This is a genomic window from Parapedobacter defluvii, assembly GCF_014642075.1.
Taxonomy (GTDB): Bacteria; Bacteroidota; Bacteroidia; order Sphingobacteriales; family Sphingobacteriaceae; genus Parapedobacter; species Parapedobacter defluvii.
In genome coordinates this window covers 47,356-69,493 of record NZ_BMIK01000019.1, presented here as the reverse complement: position 1 = coordinate 69,493, position 22,138 = coordinate 47,356, and the positions used below count along the sequence as shown (strand labels likewise).

Genomic DNA, 22,138 nt, shown 5'->3' with positions numbered 1-22,138 from the left:
TTGCGTTTTCTCTTGGCGTTACGCAATCAGCTAATCAAACCCAAGGTTGCTGATCACTTGAAAACGCACCTCGTTCCCTTTGCCCTCAATCCGGTAACCACCCAATTCAAACTGATACGGGAGGTTATCTTCATTGGCCCACGATGTTAACACCATGGCATCGTCCTCCCCCCGTTGAAACAACAGCGCGCGGACGGCCTCGTTGCCTGTGGGCACTGATTGCAGGAATTTCGGATTGGCTCCCAGTTGTTCGGTCATCTCGCGGTAGGCACGATAAGCCTCTTTTTCTGTCCAATCCCATTGCAGCAAGCCAAAATTATGTTCCCGTTCCGCTTCGTTGGCCCCATCGTTGTGAAGGTCGTACCAAAAAATCTTTTGGATACCCTCGGCAAGGTAGGTCAGATACATCCGCTGGAGCAGGTTAGCCTGCTCGCGTTCCGAATAACCAGTTTCCACAGCGAGCGTACTAATCAAAATACCGCCTTTCCAGTCGCCGTACGTATACAAAGCCATCCCATCACCGATATAGTTGCCCGCATGAAATGCTTTGACAATCGGGAAATACGTATCTCCCTTTTGCATATTCCGTCCATGCAGGAACCGATCCACATATAGGTTTTCTACGGATGGCAGACCGGCCGCGCGCGCATCCGGTCCGAGCGTTACGTCCGATGTGTACGGAGGAACATGCGGGGCCGTCCAAAACGCATCGAGTCCCATACGGAGGGCTGCATAGGTCTGTTTGTAACGGTCTGCCCGCTGCCAGGTGCCGTCACTTATCTGGAAGTGAACCGTATGCAGGGGCACCTTGTTGACTGCTAACAGCAATCCGCCCCGTTTTACATAGGCCGTCAATGCCTGGAGTACCGGTTCATCAATGTTGAGGCCCTCTGCGCCAAGTACCACCGGGCATTCTGCAAGGGGTATGTCAGCAAGTTCTACTAGCGTTAGCGGTTTCAAGGTAACTCCGGGCAGCCAGGGCCGCTTGCGTGTTAGCACGCTACCTTTCGGAATACGCGGAGACACAACCAGCCCGATGGAAGCAGGCTCGGCACGTTGGCTGTCCAATTTGTTCAAGGCAAACCCGATTGCATCCAGCATGAATCGGGGGTTTTGGCTGATAAGCTGACCTTTGAACGAAGTCCCTCCCGATTCGGTTATCCAGATTTCGATATCCTGCTGGCCGTTGGATGCCAATACTTTCCGGAAATCAGTGTATTCCCAAGCCACTTGGGGGTTCGCATCGGGGCCAAGATGGTAGGGATGCACCGCCACTGCATCAAAATAACCCTTTGCCCCGGCATTGTACAGCGATTGCATATATTCGGCGTTCCAGGAGATAAGCCCACCGATGATCACGCGGTTTGCCGTGTCTATTTTTTTGATTTCTTCATAAGCGATCTTCAATAACCGTACATATTGCGATGCATCCGGCGCGGGCTTCCAGAATCCGCCATCGGGTTCATTCCAGATTTCCCAATGACGCAGCTTTCCCCTATAGTGGGCTACTGTGGCCCGCACAAACCGCCGCCACTCCTCCGGGTGCTCGTAAATGGACACCAAGTCGGGCCTATGCTGCGCCAGTTCATTGTCGTATGCCTGCAATATGGGCAGCACATGGATTCCGTTTTTTTCGGCCTTTTCCAGCAATTTATCGTAGTCCTCAAAATAGTATGTATCCACAGCGTCGCGGCAAATCCGTGAAAAGCGGAAGTCTTCACGCAACCACCGGATTCCAGCCTCGCGTACTTTGGTAAGTGCAAAATCGATCTTATTCCACTCGCGGTCAGCCAAGGGGTGTGCTGAAACACCCCAGGGACTGAATAAATCGGTAGCAGCAGACTGCCGCCGTTGTTGACTATGCGCGGTTACCACAAGGAGTAGGCATAGCCCTATCGCAAGGAAAGCCCTGTGGTAGTTATTGTTTGATATTGACATGCTGCTCTGTTTATTGGTAACCTTCGTTTTGTGGAAAGGCAGCGTTGCCACCGTCGGTACGGTCAATTTGCGATTGAGGGATGGGGCGTAGCACATGGTACTCTTTTATGTTGGCCGCTGCCAGTTCATTGTGTGCTTTCACCCGTTCCAGCAGTTTACCGGCGCGCGTAAGATCAAACCAGCGCAAGCACTCGCCTGAAAGCTCGCGCCCCCGTTCATCCAGGATGAAATCGATGGAAAGGTCGCTCACCCCAACTTCCATAGCCACTTTATTGCTGGCGGTTTCATCGGGATTCTTACCCCATGCTGCTGCGCGTCTGCGCACCGCGTTTACAAAGGGCAATGCCTTCTCGGGCTGCCCTGCCATTAGGTACGCTTCGGCAGCAATCAGGTACGTCTCGGCGAGGCGCATCACAATAAAATCCCGTGAACCCGCTTCGTAATTCAGGTCGGGGCGGTTTGGATCCAAGTGTTTGCGCAAAGTCGGGAAATTTCCCTCATCCACCTTACTCGGCGGGAATACCGAGTAATTTGTTGCCAGCACTTCTTCGGGTGTCAATTCGGTTTTCGGGAAAAATATTGCCGTATCTCCCATCTGGAGCGCTACCTGCCTGCCGTGGATGGTATAGGTGCCCGGATTGTTAGCGCGGTACAGCCGGATAAACGTCTTTTCTTCGCGGGCATCGGGTCCGAGCTTATATAATTCGTTCAGCGAAAAATCAGTGGGGCGAAGGTAAGAAAACGGCCTGCCGAGTTCCACATCGCGCTTCATGCCGGGCAAAATATCGTATTTTGGAACGAAATGCAGGTGAGTTTGGTTGCCGGCACCATTCGTGAGCACATTTTGTCCGTATTGCACGGAAAAAATCACCTCATCGTTTTGCTCGCCGGTACCGATAGCAAATACACTAGCAAAATCTTCCAAGAGTTGATGTTTGCTGTCGTTGATTACCTGCTCGGCCAGTAGGGCCGCATTGGCAAAGTCATTCGGAGCTTTTGCTTCGCTCCAGCCACGGGTGAGGTACACTTTCGCCAGCAGATGCTGTGCCGCAGGCTTAGTCGCCCGGCCGTACTGGTCGGCTACCGGCAGCAAGTTGTCTACCGCATAGGACAAATCGGCCACGATGGCTTCGTAAATAGTTGCCAACGGCGCCCGTTGAGCGGTGGTAACCACGCCCTGCGTTTCCTCCAGCGAGAGATGTACAGGACCAAATGTTTGCACCAGTATGAAATAGTACAGCCCACGCAGAAATCGGGCTTCGGCCACCCGCCTGTTCCGGAGCTCCTCATCCAGCCCCGGAATCCCGGGGCCCCGGCTGATGACCGCATTGCAAGCGTTTATAGCGATATAGAAATTATTCCACGTTGACGTGATCAGGCTTTTTGTGGGACCCAGATTTGGCGAGTAATTATTAAAATCGCGGTCGCCACCTATAGCGATGGTATACGTATCAGTGCCTGCCTCGGTTAGAAAGGTACCTGCAGCGTTACCGTAGTAGTTTCTTAAGAAGCTGTAAGCGGCGTTTACCCCGCTTTCAAACCCTTCCGGTGTGCTGAGGTAGTTGTCGGTGACTTGGCTGCGCGCATCTTCGTTGAGTTCCTTGTGGCAAGAAAGGCAAATGACGGCGATTCCGACGAAGTATATAACTTTTTTTTGCATGATATTCATATTTGATAATAAAGCAGGTATTAAAAATTAGCCCTAATCCCCAAGGTGTAAGTTACCAGTGACGGGCTACCCGATATTTCGGGGTCGGTACCGTTGTGCTGTTGCACATAAGGCGATACAATGAATGGGTCCTGTACGCTGGCATATACATTGAGCGCACGTGCCGCAATACGCCGGACGATACCGGGAGCGAAGTCATATCCCAAATAGATATTCCGCACCCGCAGGAACGATGCATCAAAGAGGTTGAGTGTAGATGCGTACTGACGTGCCTGGTTAAAGTTAGGCCGGGGATAGGCATTTGTAGGGTTGCTCTCGGTCCAGTAATCCACATCGAGGTTGTTATACCGCCCCTGAAGGGCAAATGTATTCCCTTGGTGCGGTTCGCTCCGGAACTTGTTCCCCCAGCGTCCCTGCACGAAAATCGAAAGTTCGAAACCCCGATATTGGAAACGGTTGTTCATCCCGCCCGTCCATTTGGGCACACTTGTGCCGAGATACATGCGGTCATCCTGGTCTACCGCGCCATTGCCATTGCGATCCAATACCCGTACCTGGCCCACTGATGAGTTGAATTTTGCAGCCTCTTCCTCTTCCCCGAGTTGCCAGATCCCTATTTTATTATAGTCGTAATAGACCGATATCGGCCTACCGATGAACCGCAGGTTGCCCACGTCGTCTACCTTGCCCTGCGATAGTTCGAGTATCTCCTCCTTATTGGTGGCGATATTGAAGTCCGTCATCCATGTGAAGTTACCCCTGTTCTCCCGGCGGATGTTGGTAGAAGACAGGGTAATTTCCACACCCGTATTGCGCGTAGCTCCCACATTTTCCAATACCTCACCGAATCCACCTGAGATGGGCAGCACGCGGGGCAGCAACAGGTCGGTCGTTTTGGAACGGTAGAATTCCAGCGTACCGCTCAGGCGGTTGTCAAACCAGGCAAAATCTATCCCTAAGTTGGCAGACGCTGTAGATTCCCATCGCAGTTGGTCGTTTCGTATGGATATGGGGCGATACCCATAAGCCTCCGAGCCACCGAATTCGTACACCGTACGACCCAATAAACCCTGCGTGGCATACGGACTGATACCCGTATTACCCACCTTGCCGTAGCTCAGCCTTATTTTGAATTGATCGAGTGCAGGCAGTCGCCGCAGGAATGCCTCTTCGTGCAGGTTGTAAGCAATGGCTGCGGAAGGGAAGAAGCCCCACTTTTCCTCGGTTGAAAAACGCGAAGAACCGTCTGCGCGCCCCGTCAGCGTGAGCGACAAGCGATCGGCAAACGAATAATTTATCCGGCCCATGTAGGAAAGGATGCTCCATTTCTCATAGCTGCTGCCCACGCCGTTTATCTGTGACGCAGCCCCTAGGTTGTAGTACTCAAACTGGTCTACGGGAAGATCCTGTACAGCGGCTGTCATCCCTTCGTTGGTGCGTGCCGATATGCTGTAGAGAGCAGTGACGTCAAACCGGTGCTTATTGGCAACAGTTTTCTTATAGTTAAGTAAATTTTCAATGGTGTAAAGCAGTGTAAGGTCGCCATTTACGCCCGCAGACGACAGCCCTTGGTTGCGTGCCGAGGTATTGGAAGCCCTGAAATCGCCTCCACCTGCATAGATCAGGTCTGGCCCTACATTGATCCGGTAGGAGAGGTCATCGGTAAAATTCACCTGCCCGTATAGGCTTGTCAGCAACCGGAAGCGCTTCGCCCGGTTGATGACCGCCCCATCTACCAGATCTGCCATGGGGTTTGGCATGGTCACATCGTTTGTAGGGTAAAATAATACGTTGCCGGCTTCGTCGTAGGGTTTTGATAAGGGGTTGGAAAACAGCGACAACCCAAAGGAGTTTGCCGAGCTCTGCTGGCTGAAAGACCCTAAGGTGGAGAGACCAAATTTAATGCGCCGGCCGATTTCCTGATCCAGGTTAATACGCGATGTATAGCGCGTAAAATACTGCCCCGGCAGGTATCCCTTTTCATTGAAGTAACCCAATGATACGGAATAATTGGTTTTATCACTGCCACCGGATATATTCAGCTCGTGGTTTTGCCGCTGGCCATTTTGCACCAATAGACGCTGCCAGTCGGTATATTGCCCGCGTTGGAGCATTTCGAGTTCAATAGGCTCAAAAAGTTTGGTGTCCGCTTCGGGGTCGCTGTCATCGTACCGTCCGTATGCCCTGCGTGATTCGCGTTTGTACTCGGCAAAAGCATTACCGTCCATCACGTCGATATAGCGCACGGGATTGGACAGCCCGAAGTATGCATTGTAGCGGATGGACGGCTCTCCGGATACGCCGCGTTTCGTGGTGATCAATACCACGCCGTTAGCGCCCCGCGATCCGTAGATGGCAACCGCTGAAGCATCTTTAAGGATTTCGATAGACGCGACATCATCCGGATTGATATCGTTGAATCCGCCGTTTATCGGTATGCCGTCTATGACGTAGAGCGGATCGTTACCCGCATTGAAAGACCTTCTGCCACGGATGAGCACCGTTGCTTCGTTTCCGGGCCTGTTGCCGTTGTTTGTTACATATACGCCGGCACCCCTGCCAAGCAACATCTGGCGCACACTGGTAACCGGCCGTTCGCGCAGGTCTTTCGCCTTGATGGACGTGATTGCACCTGTTACATCGCGCTTCAGCTGTGTACCATATCCAACCACCACCACTTCTTCTATATCCTTTTCCTCAGGTTCCATACGTACGAGCAAATCCTGCTCGTCTCCTACGATCACTTGCTCTTGCGTGCGGTATCCGAGGTAAGAAAAGACGAGCGTGTTTTGCGTGCCATCTGCTGCAATTTCAAACGTGCCATTCCGGCCGGTAAATGCGGTGGCAGACGTATTTTTTACCTTTATGTTCACCCCCTCCAGTGGCTGGCGGTTTTCGTCCAGCACGGTACCGCGCACGGTCTGCTGTTGGAGAGCGGGTTCGGACGCCGCTGGTGTTGCCTCTTTTCCGCGCGGATGAATGACCACGATGCCCTTTCGGATGGAGTAATAAAGAGGCTGTCCTTCGAAGCATTTTTCCAGCGCGTTTTCAAGGGTTGTGTTTACGATATCCAGCGTGAGCGGATTAGCCTTTTTGATCATGTCTACGTCATAGTAGAATTTATAGGGAGTTTGCGGTCTTAGCCTGGCGATCACCTCTTCGAGCGTCGCATTCTTCACTTGGATGGAGACTTGCTGGGCAATCGAAGTACCATACGATTTGAGGACGAACAAGGGAATCAGCAAGGCTATTAATTTCATGATGATGATCAGTTTCGTTGAGGCATAGCTACCCCATCTAAATGCACATAAATTTTTATACATTTGATAATTGATTAATATAGTTTCTAATACGGTTATTGATCAATGTGGGTAAGGCACCCACATCTTACCTGGGGCGCTGCTATCGCCTCAGGTATTTTTCTCCTCAATTTTCAGATTTCAGCGCGGTTTTACTATAATTTCCCTCCCTTCCAATTTAATGTTAACCGAGCCGGTAAGCGCGATGATATCCAGCACGTCTGTAACGTTTTGGAACCGTGATATTTCGCCGGCAAAGCGTTTTGCGAATACGTCGCCCTCAAACCGTACGTCTACGTCATACCATCTCCCCACTTCGGCCATAATGTCTTCGATCGGTTGACCATTGTATCGGAAAATACCGTTCCGCCAGGCCAGTATCCGGTCCAGATCTGCTTTTTCCTTCACGAGCGTGGGCCTGCTCCCTCGTGTATTGATGGCCATTTCACCCGGTGTAAGCCGTACCGAGTTGCCGCCATCGATGACACGCAGCCCGCCTTCTACCAGGGCCGTGGTTATTTCCCGCTGGTCGGCATATGCCGAAATATTGAAAGCCGTACCAAGCACCTCGATTGTCTGGCTGCCAGTATGCACCAAAAACGGCCTATTTTTATGAGGGGTTACTTGTATAAAGACCTCACCTTGTATCTCGATTTCCCTTGTCTCTCCCGTAAACCGTGTGGGGAAGGTAATGGATGAAGCGGCATTCAGCCATACTTCCGTACCATCGGCCAGCTGCACCTGGTAAGTGCCACCCCTTGGCGTGGCGATGGTGTGCAGTTGAGGTATGTTAGATTTAGCTTGGTCATTCAAGTGGTAAATCACACGGTCTTTTGTTTCTTCGACCATATCCAAGGTCGTAATCTTTCCATTGCTACCGAGGTTGATTACCCGGCCGTCGGGAAGCATCAGCGTAGCTTTGCCGCTTGCCGGCTGGATAGGCGCACTTGACTGTGCCACCGTGGCTGTATCTTGTGGCTGGTTTTCATACTGCCAGATGAAGTACCCTATTGTACCGCACAGTAGCAGTGCGGCAGCCACTGCTATCCAACGGTTATTGATGTGTACTACGCTCTTTTGGATGCTCCGTGATTTTGATTTGAGCTCATTGAGTGGCGATTGTGCATACAATCGGCGGTCCGTATGCTGTAGCACACGGGCTAACGCTTGTTCTACGGATGGATGGGCTTCCCCTTTCTCCTGCAGCATCTTCATCAGCGCTGATTCCAATACTTCCCGGTGCGTTTCCGATTCGAAAAGCTGTTGCAGCTCGCTGAGTTCCTCCATTGTACAGCGTCCTGCCTTGTATTGAGCTAGTAAATAGGCAATATGTTGGTCCAAAATGTATCCCTCAATTTTATTAGAATACGATTGGAAAAGAAAAAGTAAGGGGTGGGCTGAATATTTTTTTTAAGAAAGCAACAAGGTGATGAGTACGATTTCTATCCAGTGATTGCCGGATTGCTTGAAGAACAGCACAATGGCACGGTTGGCTAGTTGGATATGCTCGTTGATGGTTGCTTTGGATATACCCAGCTCTTCACTGATTTCTTTGTAGCTTTTCTCATCGATCACGAAGCGAGTGTATACTTTTTTCCGTTGCGGTGGCAGCTTTTCGATTGCGGCGTGCAGGAGCTGGCGATTTTCCGCTTTCAGTAGTGCTTCTTCCACGTGCAAGTAACTTTCTGTCTGTGAAGTCTGGAGTTCGTTTGCTAATTGCTTATCCCTTACTAATTTCCTAAATGTATCATACACCAGGTTCCGGCCGATGGTATTCAGATAATGTTCAAAAGGCTTATCGATATCAATCCGCTCGCGGTGCCGCCACACCCTTAAAAACACCTCTTGAAGAATTTCCTCTGCCAGTATTTCCGATTTGACCAGGGCGAGTACATTCGTGGCGAGCGTGCGTTTATGGCGCTGGTAAATCGCCTCAAATGCCCGTGCATTGCCATCACGCAGCAGACTGAGTGTTTCCCGTTCGTTGTATGTGGTGTCGGATGGCACGTTGTGAATTCGTTGTCGCAAATGTATCGATTATTTCTGCACAAGTGTTTTATTAGCCATCAGCATCGTCATTTATCACCTATCCAATTGGCTGAAACAATACCCGACGAAGGTGAAGAGTGATATCGACAAAATGCTCCATGCACGGCAAGCACAACGTGCAGCAGATGAGAACCCGTAAAAAATATCCGGATATTTGGAATAAACAGACAATAGTTCTATTTTCGGCTACGATTAAATGGAATCAACACCAAATTATGAATAAACGCGAATTCTTAAAAAATAGTGCAATAGGCGCGCTGGGGATTATGCTGGCCCCTTCTTTATTGAGAGCTTTCCCGGCCGGGAAACGTTTGCGGACCGCACATATCGGCATAGGAAATATGGGGGCCGAAGACCTGAAGGCCATTTCTTCCCATCCCGATGTGGATGTGGTGGCCCTTTGCGACGTGGACGCCCTGAATCTGTCCACCGCGCACAAACTGCATCCCAAGGCCCGGGTGTTTTTTGATTACCGTGCCATGCTGGACGAGATGGCCGATGAAATTGATGCGGTTATCGTATCCACGCCGGATCATACCCATGCTCCGGCTTCCATGCTGGCCATGCAGAAAAATAAACCCGTGTATTGCCAGAAGCCGCTCTCCCACTATGTATCTGAATCGCGTGCGATGAAAAAGCTGGCGGCTGAAAAAGGGTTGGTTACCCAAATGGGCATTCAGGTACACTCTTTTTATGACTACAAGCTTGCCACGCTGTTGATCCAATCCGGCATTATCGGGAAGGTACATACGGTACACGCGTGGTCGCCGAAGAACCACGGGTACGACGGTCCTCCCCCGGAGGGCGAAGATCCGGTACCCACACAACTGGACTGGAACCTGTGGGCGGGTACCTCGCCCAAGCCGCCCTACAAAGAAGGGTTTTATCACCCGGGAGTGTGGCGGAAATTGATGGACTATGGCTGCGGTACCCTGGGCGATATGGGGGTGCATATTTTTGACACGCCCTACAATGCGCTGCAACTGGATGTGCCGCGCACCATCACCAACGAGTGCCGGCCTACCAACGGGTTTGGCTTTCCGGAGCACAATACGGTGACCTATGAGTTTCCGGGCACGAAATATACCGCCAAGTCCCTGAAATGGATTTGGTACGATGGGCCGGGAGCCCCTGCTAAGCACGAAGACTTGGTACTGCCGGGCATGGACGCCAAGGCAGACGGGAAGAAGTCAGTTGCAAGCGTAGACAGCGAGGGGAAAGTTTCACTGGATCCGATGGTAGCAGGTGAAAACGAGTTGCCGGATCAGGGAGCCATGTTTGTGGGTACGAAGGGGCGCCTGTTGCTGCCCCATTTCATGCAGTTGCCCCGCAAAATCGTTAAGGGTAAGTATGTTGATATTTCAAAGGAAATAGCCAAGGTGAGTGAAGCCAATGGTTTGGGCGAGCCGATCCGCAACTACGATACCGAAGGGCCGAAGCACTACCACCAGTTTGTGGATGCCTGTTTGGGTAAAGGGGAGTGTTCTGCACCTTTTGAGTATGCTTCACGGCTTACGGAGACCATCCTTTTGGGTACCATTGCCGGGCGTTTTCCCGGTGAAACCCTGCACTGGGATGCTGAAACGGCCCAGTTCAAAGAAGAAAAGGCCAATCAGTATCTCAGCGGCGAGTACCGGAAGTTCTGAATGTTTTGCGGATAGCCATCTCTGCCGGCATCAAGGGAATGTTTTATGCGGGAGGGATGGCTATCATGAATATGAGTTTCGCTGAACGGCAGGCAACGTATAGAGTTGAACGAGCTCCCGACTGAGTTGCAATTTGCGCCGTGGAAGTGTAATATTGTACCGTTCATGTGCAGATTGCTTTCATACGGCTTATGTACACTGCTATTGCTGTCTGCAATAGGTAGCTTTGGCCATGGGCTTCGCATTAAGGGCAATAGCTACCCGATTGAGGATCGTACTGCCATCGACCTTTTTCATTTCCGTTCCTCGTTCCAACACCGCAAACTACTCGAACAGTTTACATTTCAATTTGATTTCAGGTTAGACCAGCCCCAAGGGTATGGAAACCTCATGCGGCTTAAGCTCGAAGCGCCCAATAAAACACTGAATGTTTTCTGTCGAAAATTAGATGACGGACGTTTGGAGATCAAGCTGGTCGAGGAAGGGCTCGATCAGTTGGGCGCTATCTTCCTCGACCCTAAAAATTTCGAGAAAGATCAATGGATTCACCTGCTGTTGAATTTTGATTTAGGCCAGCAAGCGATTACCTGGCATGTCCTTGACAAGATTTTGGTCATCCCGTTTCCGTACCGAACCATCACCTACAATAATGTTTTTTTTGGCAAAAGTGATTTCAGCATTGATATTGCAGATTTTTCGATACGCAACCTGAAGGTCTCGTTAGATAACGAGCACCTCACGTTCCCGCTTAGGGAAAGCAGCGGAAATACCATTCATGCGTTAGGGGGTAAGTCGCTTGGTAAGGTAGAAAACCCCATTTGGCTGATCAACGAATCGTATTACTGGCAATCTGGCCGTGTCATTGAAATGGCCGATGCAGGTGGATATCAATTTGATGCGGCGAACGGACGCCTGTTATTTTTTGATCGTTATCAGCTTTTCGAGCTAGACCTCCAGTCTAATACCCTATCCAACCACCGTTTCACGGCACCCCTGCCTATCGATATCCGACTTGGCACTAGTTTTTTACGCCAGGAGAAGCTGTATATTTATGAAGTTAACGATCTTCCGATTGACTCACCGACAATTGTAGAGGTAGACCTCACTACGCTGCGCTCAACAGTGATTAGCACGGATTTTGTCCCGATGCAATTGCATCATCACACGGGACAGCCCACCGTGCGGATCCCCTATTTGTTATTCGGCGGGTTCGGCAATGACCGCTACAGCAACGTGTTTCTATCATTGGATACGCAGGATGGTAAGTGGGACACCGTAGCCACGAGTGGCGACCGCATCATGCCACGGTACTTTACCTCATCCTTTTATGATCAGCGAACGAACGACCTGTATCTCTTCGGTGGCATGGGCAATGATGCTGCAGACAACACCATTGGTCGGGTTTACCGCTATGATCTTTACCGGCTAAACTTAGATACCTACCGGATGCAGCGTCTTTGGGAACAACCGTGGTCAGCTGATAACGTTGTCCCCGTCAGAAATATGGTATATGATGGGATATCCTCGTTTTATACGCTCCTTTATCCTGAGTACCGTTCCGCTTCGGCCTTGCAGCTTTACCGATTTTCGATCGATAAAGGTAACTATGTGGCGCTGGGCGACACGATACCCATTACGTCCGAAAAGATCAAGACGAATGCCAACTTGTTTTTCTATCCACCACTCAACACGTTTTACGCTGTTACGCAGGTTTTCGATAGCAAAGAAGTTTCCTCGAAGATTACCGTGTACGAATTGAAAGCCCCCGCTGTAAGCCATGCCGAGTTGATTCAATATGCCAGCGTCGGCAACAGCCGCACCGGCCGCTGGTACCTGTGGATAGCCTGCATAGCGGCTGTAGCATCCGTTGTGTTTGCGGTATATAAAAGACGGGCCAAAAAAGCCGGCCAAACCGTATCCGTGGATCAATCGCCTCAAACTGGGTCAGCGGAACCCTTTGCACTGCCACTCAGCAACGCCATTTACTTATTCGGAAAATTCGAGGTGTTTGATAAAAAAGGTGTCCATATATCGCATCTTTTCAGCAGCCGTCTCAAGCACGTACTGGTACTTTTTCTGTCCCGATACCCTAATAAGGGCATCGAATCCAGTGAACTGAGCAATTTGCTGTGGCCCGAAAAAGAACTCACATCGACCAAAAACATCCGGGGTGTTACGCTCAACCAGTTCCGCAAGTTGCTCGCCAACTTCACCGGTATCTCGTTGGTCTATCAGGATAATCACTACAGGCTGCAGGTAACGAACTGCTTTGTAGATTACCTGCATTTTAAAGAAGCGTACCTATCGGGGGAAGGATCCGGCCCGATGAGCCAGGCTATTCTGAGCCGGGGTAAGTTTCTCAAAACTGCGGAACATGAGTTGCTTGATGACATCAAGGATGAGGTAGATCGTATGGTTGTGCAAGTATTGCAGCAACAGCTTGAAACGGACTACGCGCAGGGTGACTACGAGCGGGTTATTCAGGTTGCTAAATTATGCTTAGAAACCGCTCCCACAAACCTGGAAGTCTTTCAGTATGAAATTCAGGCCATGATACATCTCAGACAACGCACAGAGGCGATGAGACGTTTTGAGCATTTCAGCCATTTTTACCAAAGCCTAATGAATGAATCCCTTCCTCTCACCTTCAGAGATTTGGAAAAGCGCCGCTCCTAAACTAACCTCCTCAACAGGATTAGCAAAATAAAAAGGCTATTAACCCCGAAATTAACCCATGCGTTAACCCGGTTAATGTAATATTGAAATCGATTTAGCTATCGGCAGGTAGGGTGTCGATGGTTGCCAATTTTAAGAACCTGTATAAAGTAAATTTATGAGTGTACGTAAACAATTGACGAGGTGGCTATTCCTTGTGGGGATAGTCGGAGGTGTCTTTAACGGATGCAGCGAGAAACCGCAGCAGGTCGTTGAGTTAGACCTCAGTTGTCTGATGACCCATCTGGACAGCATGCAAAGCATTATTGACACGGCCAAAATCGGGGCGGTTGATGGTACATTTCCGCAAGAAAGTGCGGATGAATTCCAATCGGCCATTGACGAACTCCGTACCGGAATTTCCAAGGCGAAGGCAGGCTATTTTGTTTTGCCTTTTGAAACCGAGGCCTATTGCATTGCCGCCTCTAAGGCCATTTCTACGTTCATGAACGCGTATCAAACCACACTGGCTCCCGGCACCCCGGCGGAGCTTCAGGTGTTCGGTATCGACGGAAGGGGGTACATCGATTTTGGAGAGTCGCCAGCGTACGGTGGGTCCAACCGGTTTACGGTAGAAGCCTGGCTGAAGTATGATCCGGGATTTTTCGAGTTTGCCATCGGCGATTTTATCGCTACGTTCAGCCACGACGGCAATGGTATCAAGCAAGGTTGGATGCTTAACTTCATGGGGTCAAATCTGCGTACCACGCTGGGTATGGGACCCCAGCAAGACCGCGTTTTGGAATGGGGAGCAGCCTTTCCGACCAATTATGGGCAGTGGAACCACATCGTAGCGGTTTATGACGAATCACTTTCGGCAGACCAACTGAAAATGTACGTCAACGGCGAGGTTTTTTTCACGAAGACCAACGATATCCGGGACGACGCAGGAATATTGCAGAAATATCAACCCAACACGCGTAATCTGAAAATGTGGGCCTTTATTGAGCCGGAAGATAACAACCGGAGCATGACCGGCTACATCCGTAAATTCAGGCTGTGGGATACCGCAAAGAGTCAGGATGACATCAAATCCTTGATGACAAGCGAGGTAAGCGGAAGTGAATCCAACCTGATCTGCGCGTGGGACTTTACCGAGGTTCCTGACAATCCGGAACATATTGCGGATAAGACCGGCAAATTCAGTGCTAAAATCGTCGGTCAACATAAATGGCATAAACTCATTAATTAACCAAGCGGCTACAGATCATATGAAACCTGTCATGCCGGCACCTGACATAAAAGGAAACGCAAGCTTCATTACCGCTGAAAGCAACTGGTGGCAATGAAAATACAGGTTCCATGAGGCCATTAAAGAACAGATTATTTTCTCATGAATAAACTAATAAGCAGTTTTATTGTTGCACTGATGACGGGCCTGTGTTTCTTTGCATCAGCCCAATCGCAACAAGCGCTCCGCGGTACCGTAACGGATGAAACCGGATTGCCCATCAGTGGAGCCACCGTGCGCGCGTCTAATCAACAGACCACGGCAACCGATGAGTCCGGCGCGTTCAGCATTGCGGTTTCAACGGGAGATTTACTTACGATCACTTTTATGGGGTACGATACCTACACCCATGCGGTAACTTCTTTTGATCCGCTATCCGTTGCGTTGCAGCCCGGTTCGAATATGCTGGAAGACGTTGTTGTATTTGGATATGGGACCGTCAAGAAGAAGGATCTCACCGGAGCCATCCAGCAAGTAGGAAGTGCCGACCTTGTACGTGCGCAGGCTACCAACGTGACCGAGGCGCTCAATGGAAGGGTCAGTGGCGTATTGGTTACCAAAACCAACAACAGACCGGGTACCGATATGAGTATCCAGATCCGGGGAACCAACTCCTTCAACTTCTCCAACGAGCCCCTTTACGTAATTGACGGCATTCCGTCTTACTCCGGTATGCGACACCTGAACGCCGCCGATATTGAGACAATCGATATTCTCAAAGACGCCTCCTCATCGGCAATCTACGGTTCCCGGGGCGCCAATGGTGTGGTGATTATCACCACCAAAGCGGCTAACCGCGCGCCCGGTTTTCAGGTGGAGTATAGCGGGAATCTATCCCTTAAAACGCCCACCCGCATCCCGGACATGATCGGAAACCTGGGAAATGGGCTGGAATATGTCGATTACAAAATTGCACTTTGGCGGGCCAAATACGGTGAAAGCTCACTGGGCAGGACCGATTTCCTGACCGATGACGAAAAGCGACGGATAAAATACGGCGAGTATTACGATTGGCTCCGTGAGGTTTCGGGGCCTTCGATGAGCCACCAGCACCACGTCAATGCAAACGGCAGCACCGAAAAAAACAGTTATGCCTTCGGCCTCGGGTTTAACGATGATGACGGCATGGTGGGTAATGAGAATTTCAGGCGTTATACCTTTAGCCTGGGGTTGGAGCACCGTGCATCCGATCGCTTCAAAGTTGGCATGAACAGCTACCTATCACTCAATAAAACGAACCACGGTGCGGATGATGCGCTGCTCAACGCATACTTTATCCCGCCGGTAGCCAGCCCGTACGACTACGAAGGTAACTATGCCTTTGAAGTCCAGCCTACGTCCAGCAAAATAAATCCCTTCGTGCAGATTGAGAACAACCGAAAAATCACGGATGCTACCTATGTAAACATGGCGGGGTTTGCGTCGTATAAGCTTATTGAAGGATTGATCCTCAAATCGCAGTTGGCCATGCAGCTGGACAACGACCTGTACGGCGAATGGATCGGCACCTACACGCAGGGTAAGCAGGGCGTGAATGCGCCGGATGCCTTCCGAAGAGAAAGCAAAAACACCAACTATGTGTGGGATAACACCGCTACGTACGACAAGTGGTTCAACGATCGGCATCACCTGAATTTCATCGGCCTTTTCAGCATGCAACAAGAGACACACCAAGGGTCTCAGATGCGCGGCATCGGCATGCCCTTTGACTCCGATTGGCATGCTATCGAATCGGCGGAAGAAATTACCGACGTAAGCAGCTATTACTGGGAATCCAGTATGCTGTCATACATGGGGCGTTTAAACTATAGCTTTCAGGATAAATACCTTGTTACGCTTACCGGCCGGGCAGACGGTTCCTCCCGCTTAGCCCGGGGCAACCGGTGGGGGTTTATGCCCTCGGCAGCGGTGGCGTGGCGACTTTCGGAAGAAACGTTTATGCGCGGCGGCCTTTTCAATGACTTAAAACTCCGTCTTAGCTGGGGCAAAAGCGGCAATAATAACATTGATTACGACGTGGTGTTCAGCCGCCTGGATCTCTCCAAATACCCCATTGGCGGGACGGGAACGAATGGGTATGGGCTGGGAGGCTCGAAAGGGAACCCCGACCTGCGTTGGGAGATGACCTCTGAATGGAATGCCGGTCTTGATTTTGCGGTGTGGAACAACCGCCTTTCGGGTACGGTAGAGGTTTACGACCGTACAACCGACGACCTGATTTTCCGTCAGGCGGTGGCCGGTCTTAACGGTTATACGTCCATCCTGCGCAACATCGGCAGTACCGGCAACCGGGGTGTTGAGTTCGGGCTGAACAGCACCAACATTTCCCGTGAACGATTCCAGTGGAAAACAAATGCGGTATTCAGCCTCAATCGTAACCGTATCAAAGAACTCTACGGCACCGGGGCTGATGACTTGGCAAACCGTTGGTTCATCGGGCAGCCCATCCGGGTTATTTACGATTTTGAATCCCTGGGCATCTGGCAGGAGGAGGAAATTGATGAAGCCCGGCGCTATGGGCAATCGCCCGGGCATATCAAGGTGAAAGACCAGAACGACGATGGTGTACTTGATGAGCGAGACTATCTAGTGCTGGGAACACCCTCGCCCAGTTGGACTTTCGGTTTGACCAACAGTTTTAGCTACCGCAACTGGGATCTCTCGGTTTTTGTTTACGGCCGCATCGGTGGCTTGTATAACGACGATTTCACCTACATGTTTACCGCGTGGGATAACGAGCATTGGAATAAGCTGGATGTCCATTATTGGACTCCGGAAAACCGCAGTAATGAATACCCGCAGATTGGTGCGCAATCGTACCACACACAGGTGCTTGCCAAAGTGCCCGGCACGTTTGTCAAAATCCAGAACGTGACCCTGGGTTATACGCTGCCGCAGCATATCCTGACGCGCATTGGCGGCAGAGGTGCCCGGGTATTTGCCACGGCACTAAACCCCTTTACGTTTACCGATTACAAGGGACCTGATCCGGAAACCATCGGAGAGAACGTATACACGCAGCTTTCCCTGTTTCCAATGAGTTTTAACCTGGGCGTTAACTTTACATTCTGATTCCGCGATGAACAAATATATCAAAACACTCACCTTCCTAACCCTCTGTTTTGCATTGGGTCTGCTGCATTCGGGATGTTCTTCTTACCTGGATGCAGACACACCATCTGTGGTTACGGATGATTTTTACGAAACCAAGGATGGACAACAAAAATTGATTGTCGACCTGTACACCAAGTTCAGGAATGTTTTCAATACCGGCGAATTGCAGTACTACGGAACCGACCTGTACATGGCCATTACGGAAAGCGAAACCGAACGGATGTTTAATGGTTACGACCAGACATTCAATTCAACGGCGCCTGTAGTGAGCGGATACTGGAACAACCTCTATAAGATTGTCCAGGAGAGCAACATCCTGCTTGCGCGATGCACCCCTGAAATTGCCGGTACTGATTACGCAAGCATGAATGCCCGGGGTACCTTTTTCCGGGCGCTGGCTTACTACTACCTGGTGGAGACGTTCGGCCCTGTGCCTTTCTACACCGAAGAGCAGCGTGAGGTGCTTTACGAGGTGAGCCGTACACCTGAAGAGACCATCTACTCGTATCTCATTGAAGATCTGGAACGCGTTCGCGGTGTATTGGCATTCGGTAACGGAACGGCCGGAGAAGTGAACGATGCAGCCGTGACATTCCTGTTGGGAAAGCTATACCTCACCCGGGCATACAAACCTTTCGGTAATGTCACAGATTTCACGAAAGCGGCTGCGCTGTTTGACAGCATCCGTGAGCAGGGCGATTATCGCCTGCTGTCCAGTTATGCATCTGTCTACGATGAAAGCAATCAGCACAACAGTGAGGTTATCTGGGCCATACAGTATGGCTCTGACCGAAATTTTCAAGGAGGCGGAAACCCACAGCAGGCGCTGTTTGGGTTCAATGTCGTTGCGCTTGAGCCGGCCATGTTTACCCGAGTCCAATCGGATTACTCTGCGATGAACAGGGGGTACTGGATCATCCCCAGCGTGCATGAATACTTTACGGATTCCGAGCTGGATACGCGCTATGACGCCACCTTCAAAAGACACTTCTACATCAATAACCCTTCCCATGCAGATTATGGTTCATTGGGAATCTATTTCCCACGTTGGGACGACCAATCGGGCGAAGACGAGGGGGCGGTGTACTATTACCCCTACCGTAACGGAGATGACTATAATTGGTATCCGCAATCCACGGCGCTTCCGGTACTGAGCGCTGCGATTGACCGCATGCCCATCATCCGCAAGTTCCAGGATACCAAAATGGATTGGGGAGCCGCCGGAACACGTGAAGACGTGATTTTCCGGTTGAGTGATGCCTATCTCCTTGCAGCCGAGGCTTACTTGGGTGCGGGGCAAGTTGCCCAGGCAACCGAGCGTGTCAACACACTGCGCGAGCGGGCAGCAATAGACCAAGCTGCATTTGAGGACCATCTGAAGGTAAGTACAGTGGATTTGGACTACCTGCTGGATGAGCGTGCACGCGAATTACTGGGCGAGCACGACCGTTGGTTTGACCTCAAACGCACCGGTAAACTCATTGAGCGGGCCAAGGCGAAAAATATCTTCGTTCAGAAGTATGACAACATCAATGAAAATCACTTACTGCGCCCCATCCCACAGGACGAGATCAACAAGACCAACGGACTGGAGCAGAATCAGGGATATTAACGCGTATGATCATGACAACAAAAACTATGTTTTTCAAGACCCTCTTATTAGTGGCCTGCGTCAATGTTGCAGGCTGCAGCAAGTACAATTCACCAAAAATCAACCAAGGACTGGATGAACAGCTCCCCGGCTTATATGAAGAATTAGTTGACCCCATTGGAGATAACGGGCAATACAATCTGCCGGAGATGACCGTAAAGCCCAAACGTTACTGGAACTGCGTGGAGGTACTCAACGTGGGCAGCCGGAACAACATCGGCGAGACGGAAGAAATACGCGGGTTGCAGTACCACCTGCTCTGCCAGTCGCTCGCCGGGTTGGCTAACCGTGCTGTACAGCAGGGCCGCAGCGAGGTGGGTGTGTGGCTGCATGACCATGCCGGGCGTTCGTCCTATAGCCTCTCCAAGCAAGCCCTGAGTGACCTCGGGATCAGTGAGCAGGGTATGCAAAGTGGTATTGAACTGGCACGCAATAACTACGGACCGTCAGACGGTATTGCCTTACAGCTCAAAGATCTTTTTGATGGCTACGTCCTTACCGATGTGACGAATAATCCCGAAAGCGGTATTGTCGCCTCCGTGGCGGCATCCGTCCATAACGGCATCATCGTGGACGTGCGGGACCGCGCCAATTACGACAATGCAGGTTATGCCATGGTGTACGATGCGCGTACGAAAACCACCGCAGACGCCTGGCAGGAGTTTAAAGGGCAGGTAAGCAACAAGGCACTGGTTGTTATGCCCGTGCAGACGGGCGAGCTGCGCGATTTCGCGATCATGCATAACCTATTCGTGGTCAATATCAATAAGGAGTATAACAACCCCGGTGCCGGGCAGAACCTCCCTCTTTTTGAAGAGATCTTGAAGTGGCTGGAGCCCGGCGCCCCGATTTACGGGTGGGAGCAGGGCGTAGATGAGGAGGTTTTTGTCAATAGAGCGTCCATCACGGGACACGTATGGGTACCCAATGACTGGAGCTACAACCTGCCGCTTACCTCCCTCGCATACCGCGAGCGTCAGCAGCCGGTTTTGGCCAAGGTGGTAAATCCACAGTTTATTGATTGGGAGAAAAACAAAAAATTCGTTTCGTTTTACCTTTCGGATGGCGACAATATCCAGTGGATGATGAATGATTTTGTAGGCGGGTTTTATGAGAACGGCGATGTAGCTGAAATGAAAATGGGATTTGGCATACCGGTGTCTAACCTCAATCAGATGGCACCTGCACAGTTTAATCACATCATCGGATCTCAGCACCGTGATGCCACACTGATTGAGGCATTGGGTGGGGGCTACCAGTATGCGGATAATTACGGGCGTGAAGGCAACCGGACGGAGCTGCTTGCCAAACTTGCCGACCGCGTGGCCAACAGCATGCGCCAGCACCGTGTCAAGCTGCTCGGTCTGATGGCCAAAGACGTAACCTCTGCCGATGCGATGGCCGGTTACCAGGCGTTTATTGATGCCAACGACCAGCTTGAAGGCATCGTGGCACTTCAATATTCGCCTTACGCGGGCGGAGCCGGGGAAATATTTTGGCTAAAGAACAGCGCCGGTTTTGAAATTCCGGTGGTAACGGCGCGTTACTCGCTGTGGAACTTCGGCTCTTATAATAACGAACGGGAAGGCACCCCTGCCTACATTGCGCAGCAGTTGACACAGGAAGCCGACAACGATTTTTCCCTAATCAGTGTGCACGCATGGAGTAAATTCCGGGATACAGGTAACCGTACCGACCTGACCGGCGAAAATACCGACGGGGATTTGAATGGGGCATCTGCCGCTAAACTGATGAAAAATCACCTGGGCGACGAATTTGAGGTTATCAATCCGCAGGAACTGATCTGGCGTATCCGTATGCACTACAAGCCGGAGCAAACGGAGCAGTACCTGAAGACTTTTTATTAGCGCGTACTGCGGTCGCCTGGAGGGGCTGTCTCTTTTGACAGCCTCTTTTACCTGAATCTGCGGCCCGGTGTCTGCGGGCTGTGATGAAAAAACTGTCTAAAATACTCACTATTGAGTATTTCATTTGACGGGAAACGCCGTTAGATTTGTCGGGTCTACTAAAACAACTTAATGAAATGAAAAGGAAGATCGCAACAATGAAGACTTTTTTGTTATGGAACAAACTTGCGCTGATCGCATGGGTTTTGGTCATATCGGCTTGTGCAAAAAATGAATTGCCGGAGATTGAGGACGACGAAGATGGTTATTATGTGACGATGACCGTCAATGGCGAGCGTGTTGAGTATAAGTCGGGCGTAACGGCGTTGCTGAGTGAAGCTCCCGATGAGACTATCGATTACCAACAGTTCAGTTTAACGGTGGCAGGTAGTGGGAGTATGAAAGGAAAAGAGGCGCTTTCCCTGAATTGTTTTGTGTACGACTCCTGGAAACCAAACAAAAAATACGAAAACACTTTCGAGCCAGACGAAACCACGGGTAGCGCTGACAAACAAGATCAAATAGATTTACACTATCTCAACGAAGCGCTGGCGGGCCAGTATGTTTTTGTGATGAACGACTCGTTTCAAACCGGTTCAGCTCACGTTATTTTGAAAGAGGTTACCTCAACTTACATTAAGGGAACATTTCACGGCGTAATGGCTCGGGGATTATTACCTTACTCGACGCCCCAGGGAAATGTCGTTAACTTGGAAACGCCCCTTGTAATCGATGGGGAGTTTTACGCATCAAACAGATAGCAAACAAATTTACGCTAACGCTCCCCAGTTGCTAAACATAAGGGTGAGCATCTTCCAGGCGATGCCGGCATCGTGTTGGCAATACCGGAAATCAAGGAGATTTCCGGTTTCCGATTCAATCGTTCCAGTCCGCAGCTCCAGGCTGCCGCGTAACTGTC

The 22,138-nt window shown here is 50.7% G+C and carries 12 protein-coding genes; 7 read left to right on the top strand and 5 right to left on the bottom strand.

The genetic code is table 11. The annotated features are described in order from the left end of the window. Positions 1 to 30: 30 nt before the first annotated feature. The 5 genes from IEX60_RS20040 to IEX60_RS20020 form a co-directional block, all read right to left on the bottom strand. Positions 31 to 1,938 carry a glycoside hydrolase family protein gene (locus IEX60_RS20040; RefSeq protein ID WP_188753193.1) on the bottom strand — a complete coding sequence of 636 codons (1,908 nt, stop codon included), beginning with the start codon at positions 1,936 to 1,938 and terminating at the stop codon, positions 31 to 33. A 10-nt stretch (positions 1,939 to 1,948) separates the two neighbouring features. Next, positions 1,949 to 3,598 carry a RagB/SusD family nutrient uptake outer membrane protein gene (locus IEX60_RS20035; protein ID WP_188753192.1) on the bottom strand — a complete coding sequence of 550 codons (1,650 nt, stop codon included), beginning with the start codon at positions 3,596 to 3,598 and terminating at the stop codon, positions 1,949 to 1,951. A 29-nt stretch (positions 3,599 to 3,627) separates the two neighbouring features. After that, positions 3,628 to 6,930 (bottom strand): TonB-dependent receptor, encoded by a 3,303-nt coding sequence (locus IEX60_RS20030; protein WP_188753191.1) that lies wholly within the window; start codon positions 6,928 to 6,930, stop codon positions 3,628 to 3,630. A gap of 117 nt (positions 6,931 to 7,047) precedes the next feature. Then, on the bottom strand, positions 7,048 to 8,247 hold the full coding sequence (locus IEX60_RS20025) for a FecR family protein (RefSeq protein ID WP_188753190.1): 1,200 nt from the start codon (positions 8,245 to 8,247) through the stop codon (positions 7,048 to 7,050). Between the two features lie 69 nt (positions 8,248 to 8,316). Beyond that, positions 8,317 to 8,934, bottom strand: coding sequence for an RNA polymerase sigma factor (locus IEX60_RS20020; RefSeq protein WP_188753189.1), 618 nt, complete (start codon positions 8,932 to 8,934; stop codon positions 8,317 to 8,319). A gap of 236 nt (positions 8,935 to 9,170) precedes the next feature. Between IEX60_RS20020 and IEX60_RS20015 the strand changes: the two genes are divergently transcribed. The 7 genes from IEX60_RS20015 (at position 9,171) to IEX60_RS19985 (ending at position 21,980) form a co-directional block, all read left to right on the top strand. After that, positions 9,171 to 10,601, top strand: a complete 1,431-nt coding sequence (locus IEX60_RS20015) for a Gfo/Idh/MocA family protein (protein WP_188753188.1) — start codon at positions 9,171 to 9,173, stop codon at positions 10,599 to 10,601. A gap of 165 nt (positions 10,602 to 10,766) precedes the next feature. Next, on the top strand, positions 10,767 to 13,277 hold the full coding sequence (locus IEX60_RS20010) for an AfsR/SARP family transcriptional regulator (RefSeq protein WP_188753187.1): 2,511 nt from the start codon (positions 10,767 to 10,769) through the stop codon (positions 13,275 to 13,277). A 157-nt stretch (positions 13,278 to 13,434) separates the two neighbouring features. After that, positions 13,435 to 14,508, top strand: a complete 1,074-nt coding sequence (locus IEX60_RS20005) for a LamG domain-containing protein (protein WP_188753186.1) — start codon at positions 13,435 to 13,437, stop codon at positions 14,506 to 14,508. A gap of 141 nt (positions 14,509 to 14,649) precedes the next feature. Further along, positions 14,650 to 17,619 carry a SusC/RagA family TonB-linked outer membrane protein gene (locus tag IEX60_RS20000; protein WP_188753185.1) on the top strand — a complete coding sequence of 990 codons (2,970 nt, stop codon included), beginning with the start codon at positions 14,650 to 14,652 and terminating at the stop codon, positions 17,617 to 17,619. Between the two features lie 7 nt (positions 17,620 to 17,626). Beyond that, a complete protein-coding gene (locus IEX60_RS19995) occupies positions 17,627 to 19,273 on the top strand; it encodes a RagB/SusD family nutrient uptake outer membrane protein (protein ID WP_188753184.1) in 1,647 nt (548 codons plus the stop codon). 11 nt (positions 19,274 to 19,284) lie between these two features. Next, entirely contained in the window at positions 19,285 to 21,180 is a 1,896-nt protein-coding gene (locus IEX60_RS19990; protein WP_188753183.1) for a GxGYxYP domain-containing protein, read from the top strand. A gap of 176 nt (positions 21,181 to 21,356) precedes the next feature. Next, the gene (locus tag IEX60_RS19985) at positions 21,357 to 21,980 is read left to right on the top strand and encodes a hypothetical protein (RefSeq protein ID WP_188753182.1); all 624 of its coding nucleotides are present in this window, start codon (positions 21,357 to 21,359) and stop codon (positions 21,978 to 21,980) included. Positions 21,981 to 22,138: the final 158 nt, after the last annotated feature.

What these genes read in the sequence shown, in the direction of transcription:
- IEX60_RS20015 (WP_188753188.1), top strand. Translation starts at nt 9,171, where the DNA reads ATGAATAAACGCGAATTCTTAAAAAATAGTGCAATAGGCGCGCTGGGG.
- IEX60_RS20000 (WP_188753185.1), top strand. Translation starts at nt 14,650, where the DNA reads ATGAATAAACTAATAAGCAGTTTTATTGTTGCACTGATGACGGGCCTG.
- IEX60_RS20040 (WP_188753193.1), bottom strand. Translation starts at nt 1,938, where the DNA reads ATGTCAATATCAAACAATAACTACCACAGGGCTTTCCTTGCGATAGGG.
- IEX60_RS20005 (WP_188753186.1), top strand. Translation starts at nt 13,435, where the DNA reads ATGAGTGTACGTAAACAATTGACGAGGTGGCTATTCCTTGTGGGGATA.
- IEX60_RS20030 (WP_188753191.1), bottom strand. Translation starts at nt 6,930, where the DNA reads ATGTATAAAAATTTATGTGCATTTAGATGGGGTAGCTATGCCTCAACG.
- IEX60_RS20010 (WP_188753187.1), top strand. Translation starts at nt 10,767, where the DNA reads ATGTGCAGATTGCTTTCATACGGCTTATGTACACTGCTATTGCTGTCT.
- IEX60_RS19985 (WP_188753182.1), top strand. Translation starts at nt 21,357, where the DNA reads ATGAAAAGGAAGATCGCAACAATGAAGACTTTTTTGTTATGGAACAAA.
- IEX60_RS19995 (WP_188753184.1), top strand. Translation starts at nt 17,627, where the DNA reads ATGAACAAATATATCAAAACACTCACCTTCCTAACCCTCTGTTTTGCA.
- IEX60_RS20035 (WP_188753192.1), bottom strand. Translation starts at nt 3,598, where the DNA reads ATGCAAAAAAAAGTTATATACTTCGTCGGAATCGCCGTCATTTGCCTT.
- IEX60_RS19990 (WP_188753183.1), top strand. Translation starts at nt 19,285, where the DNA reads ATGACAACAAAAACTATGTTTTTCAAGACCCTCTTATTAGTGGCCTGC.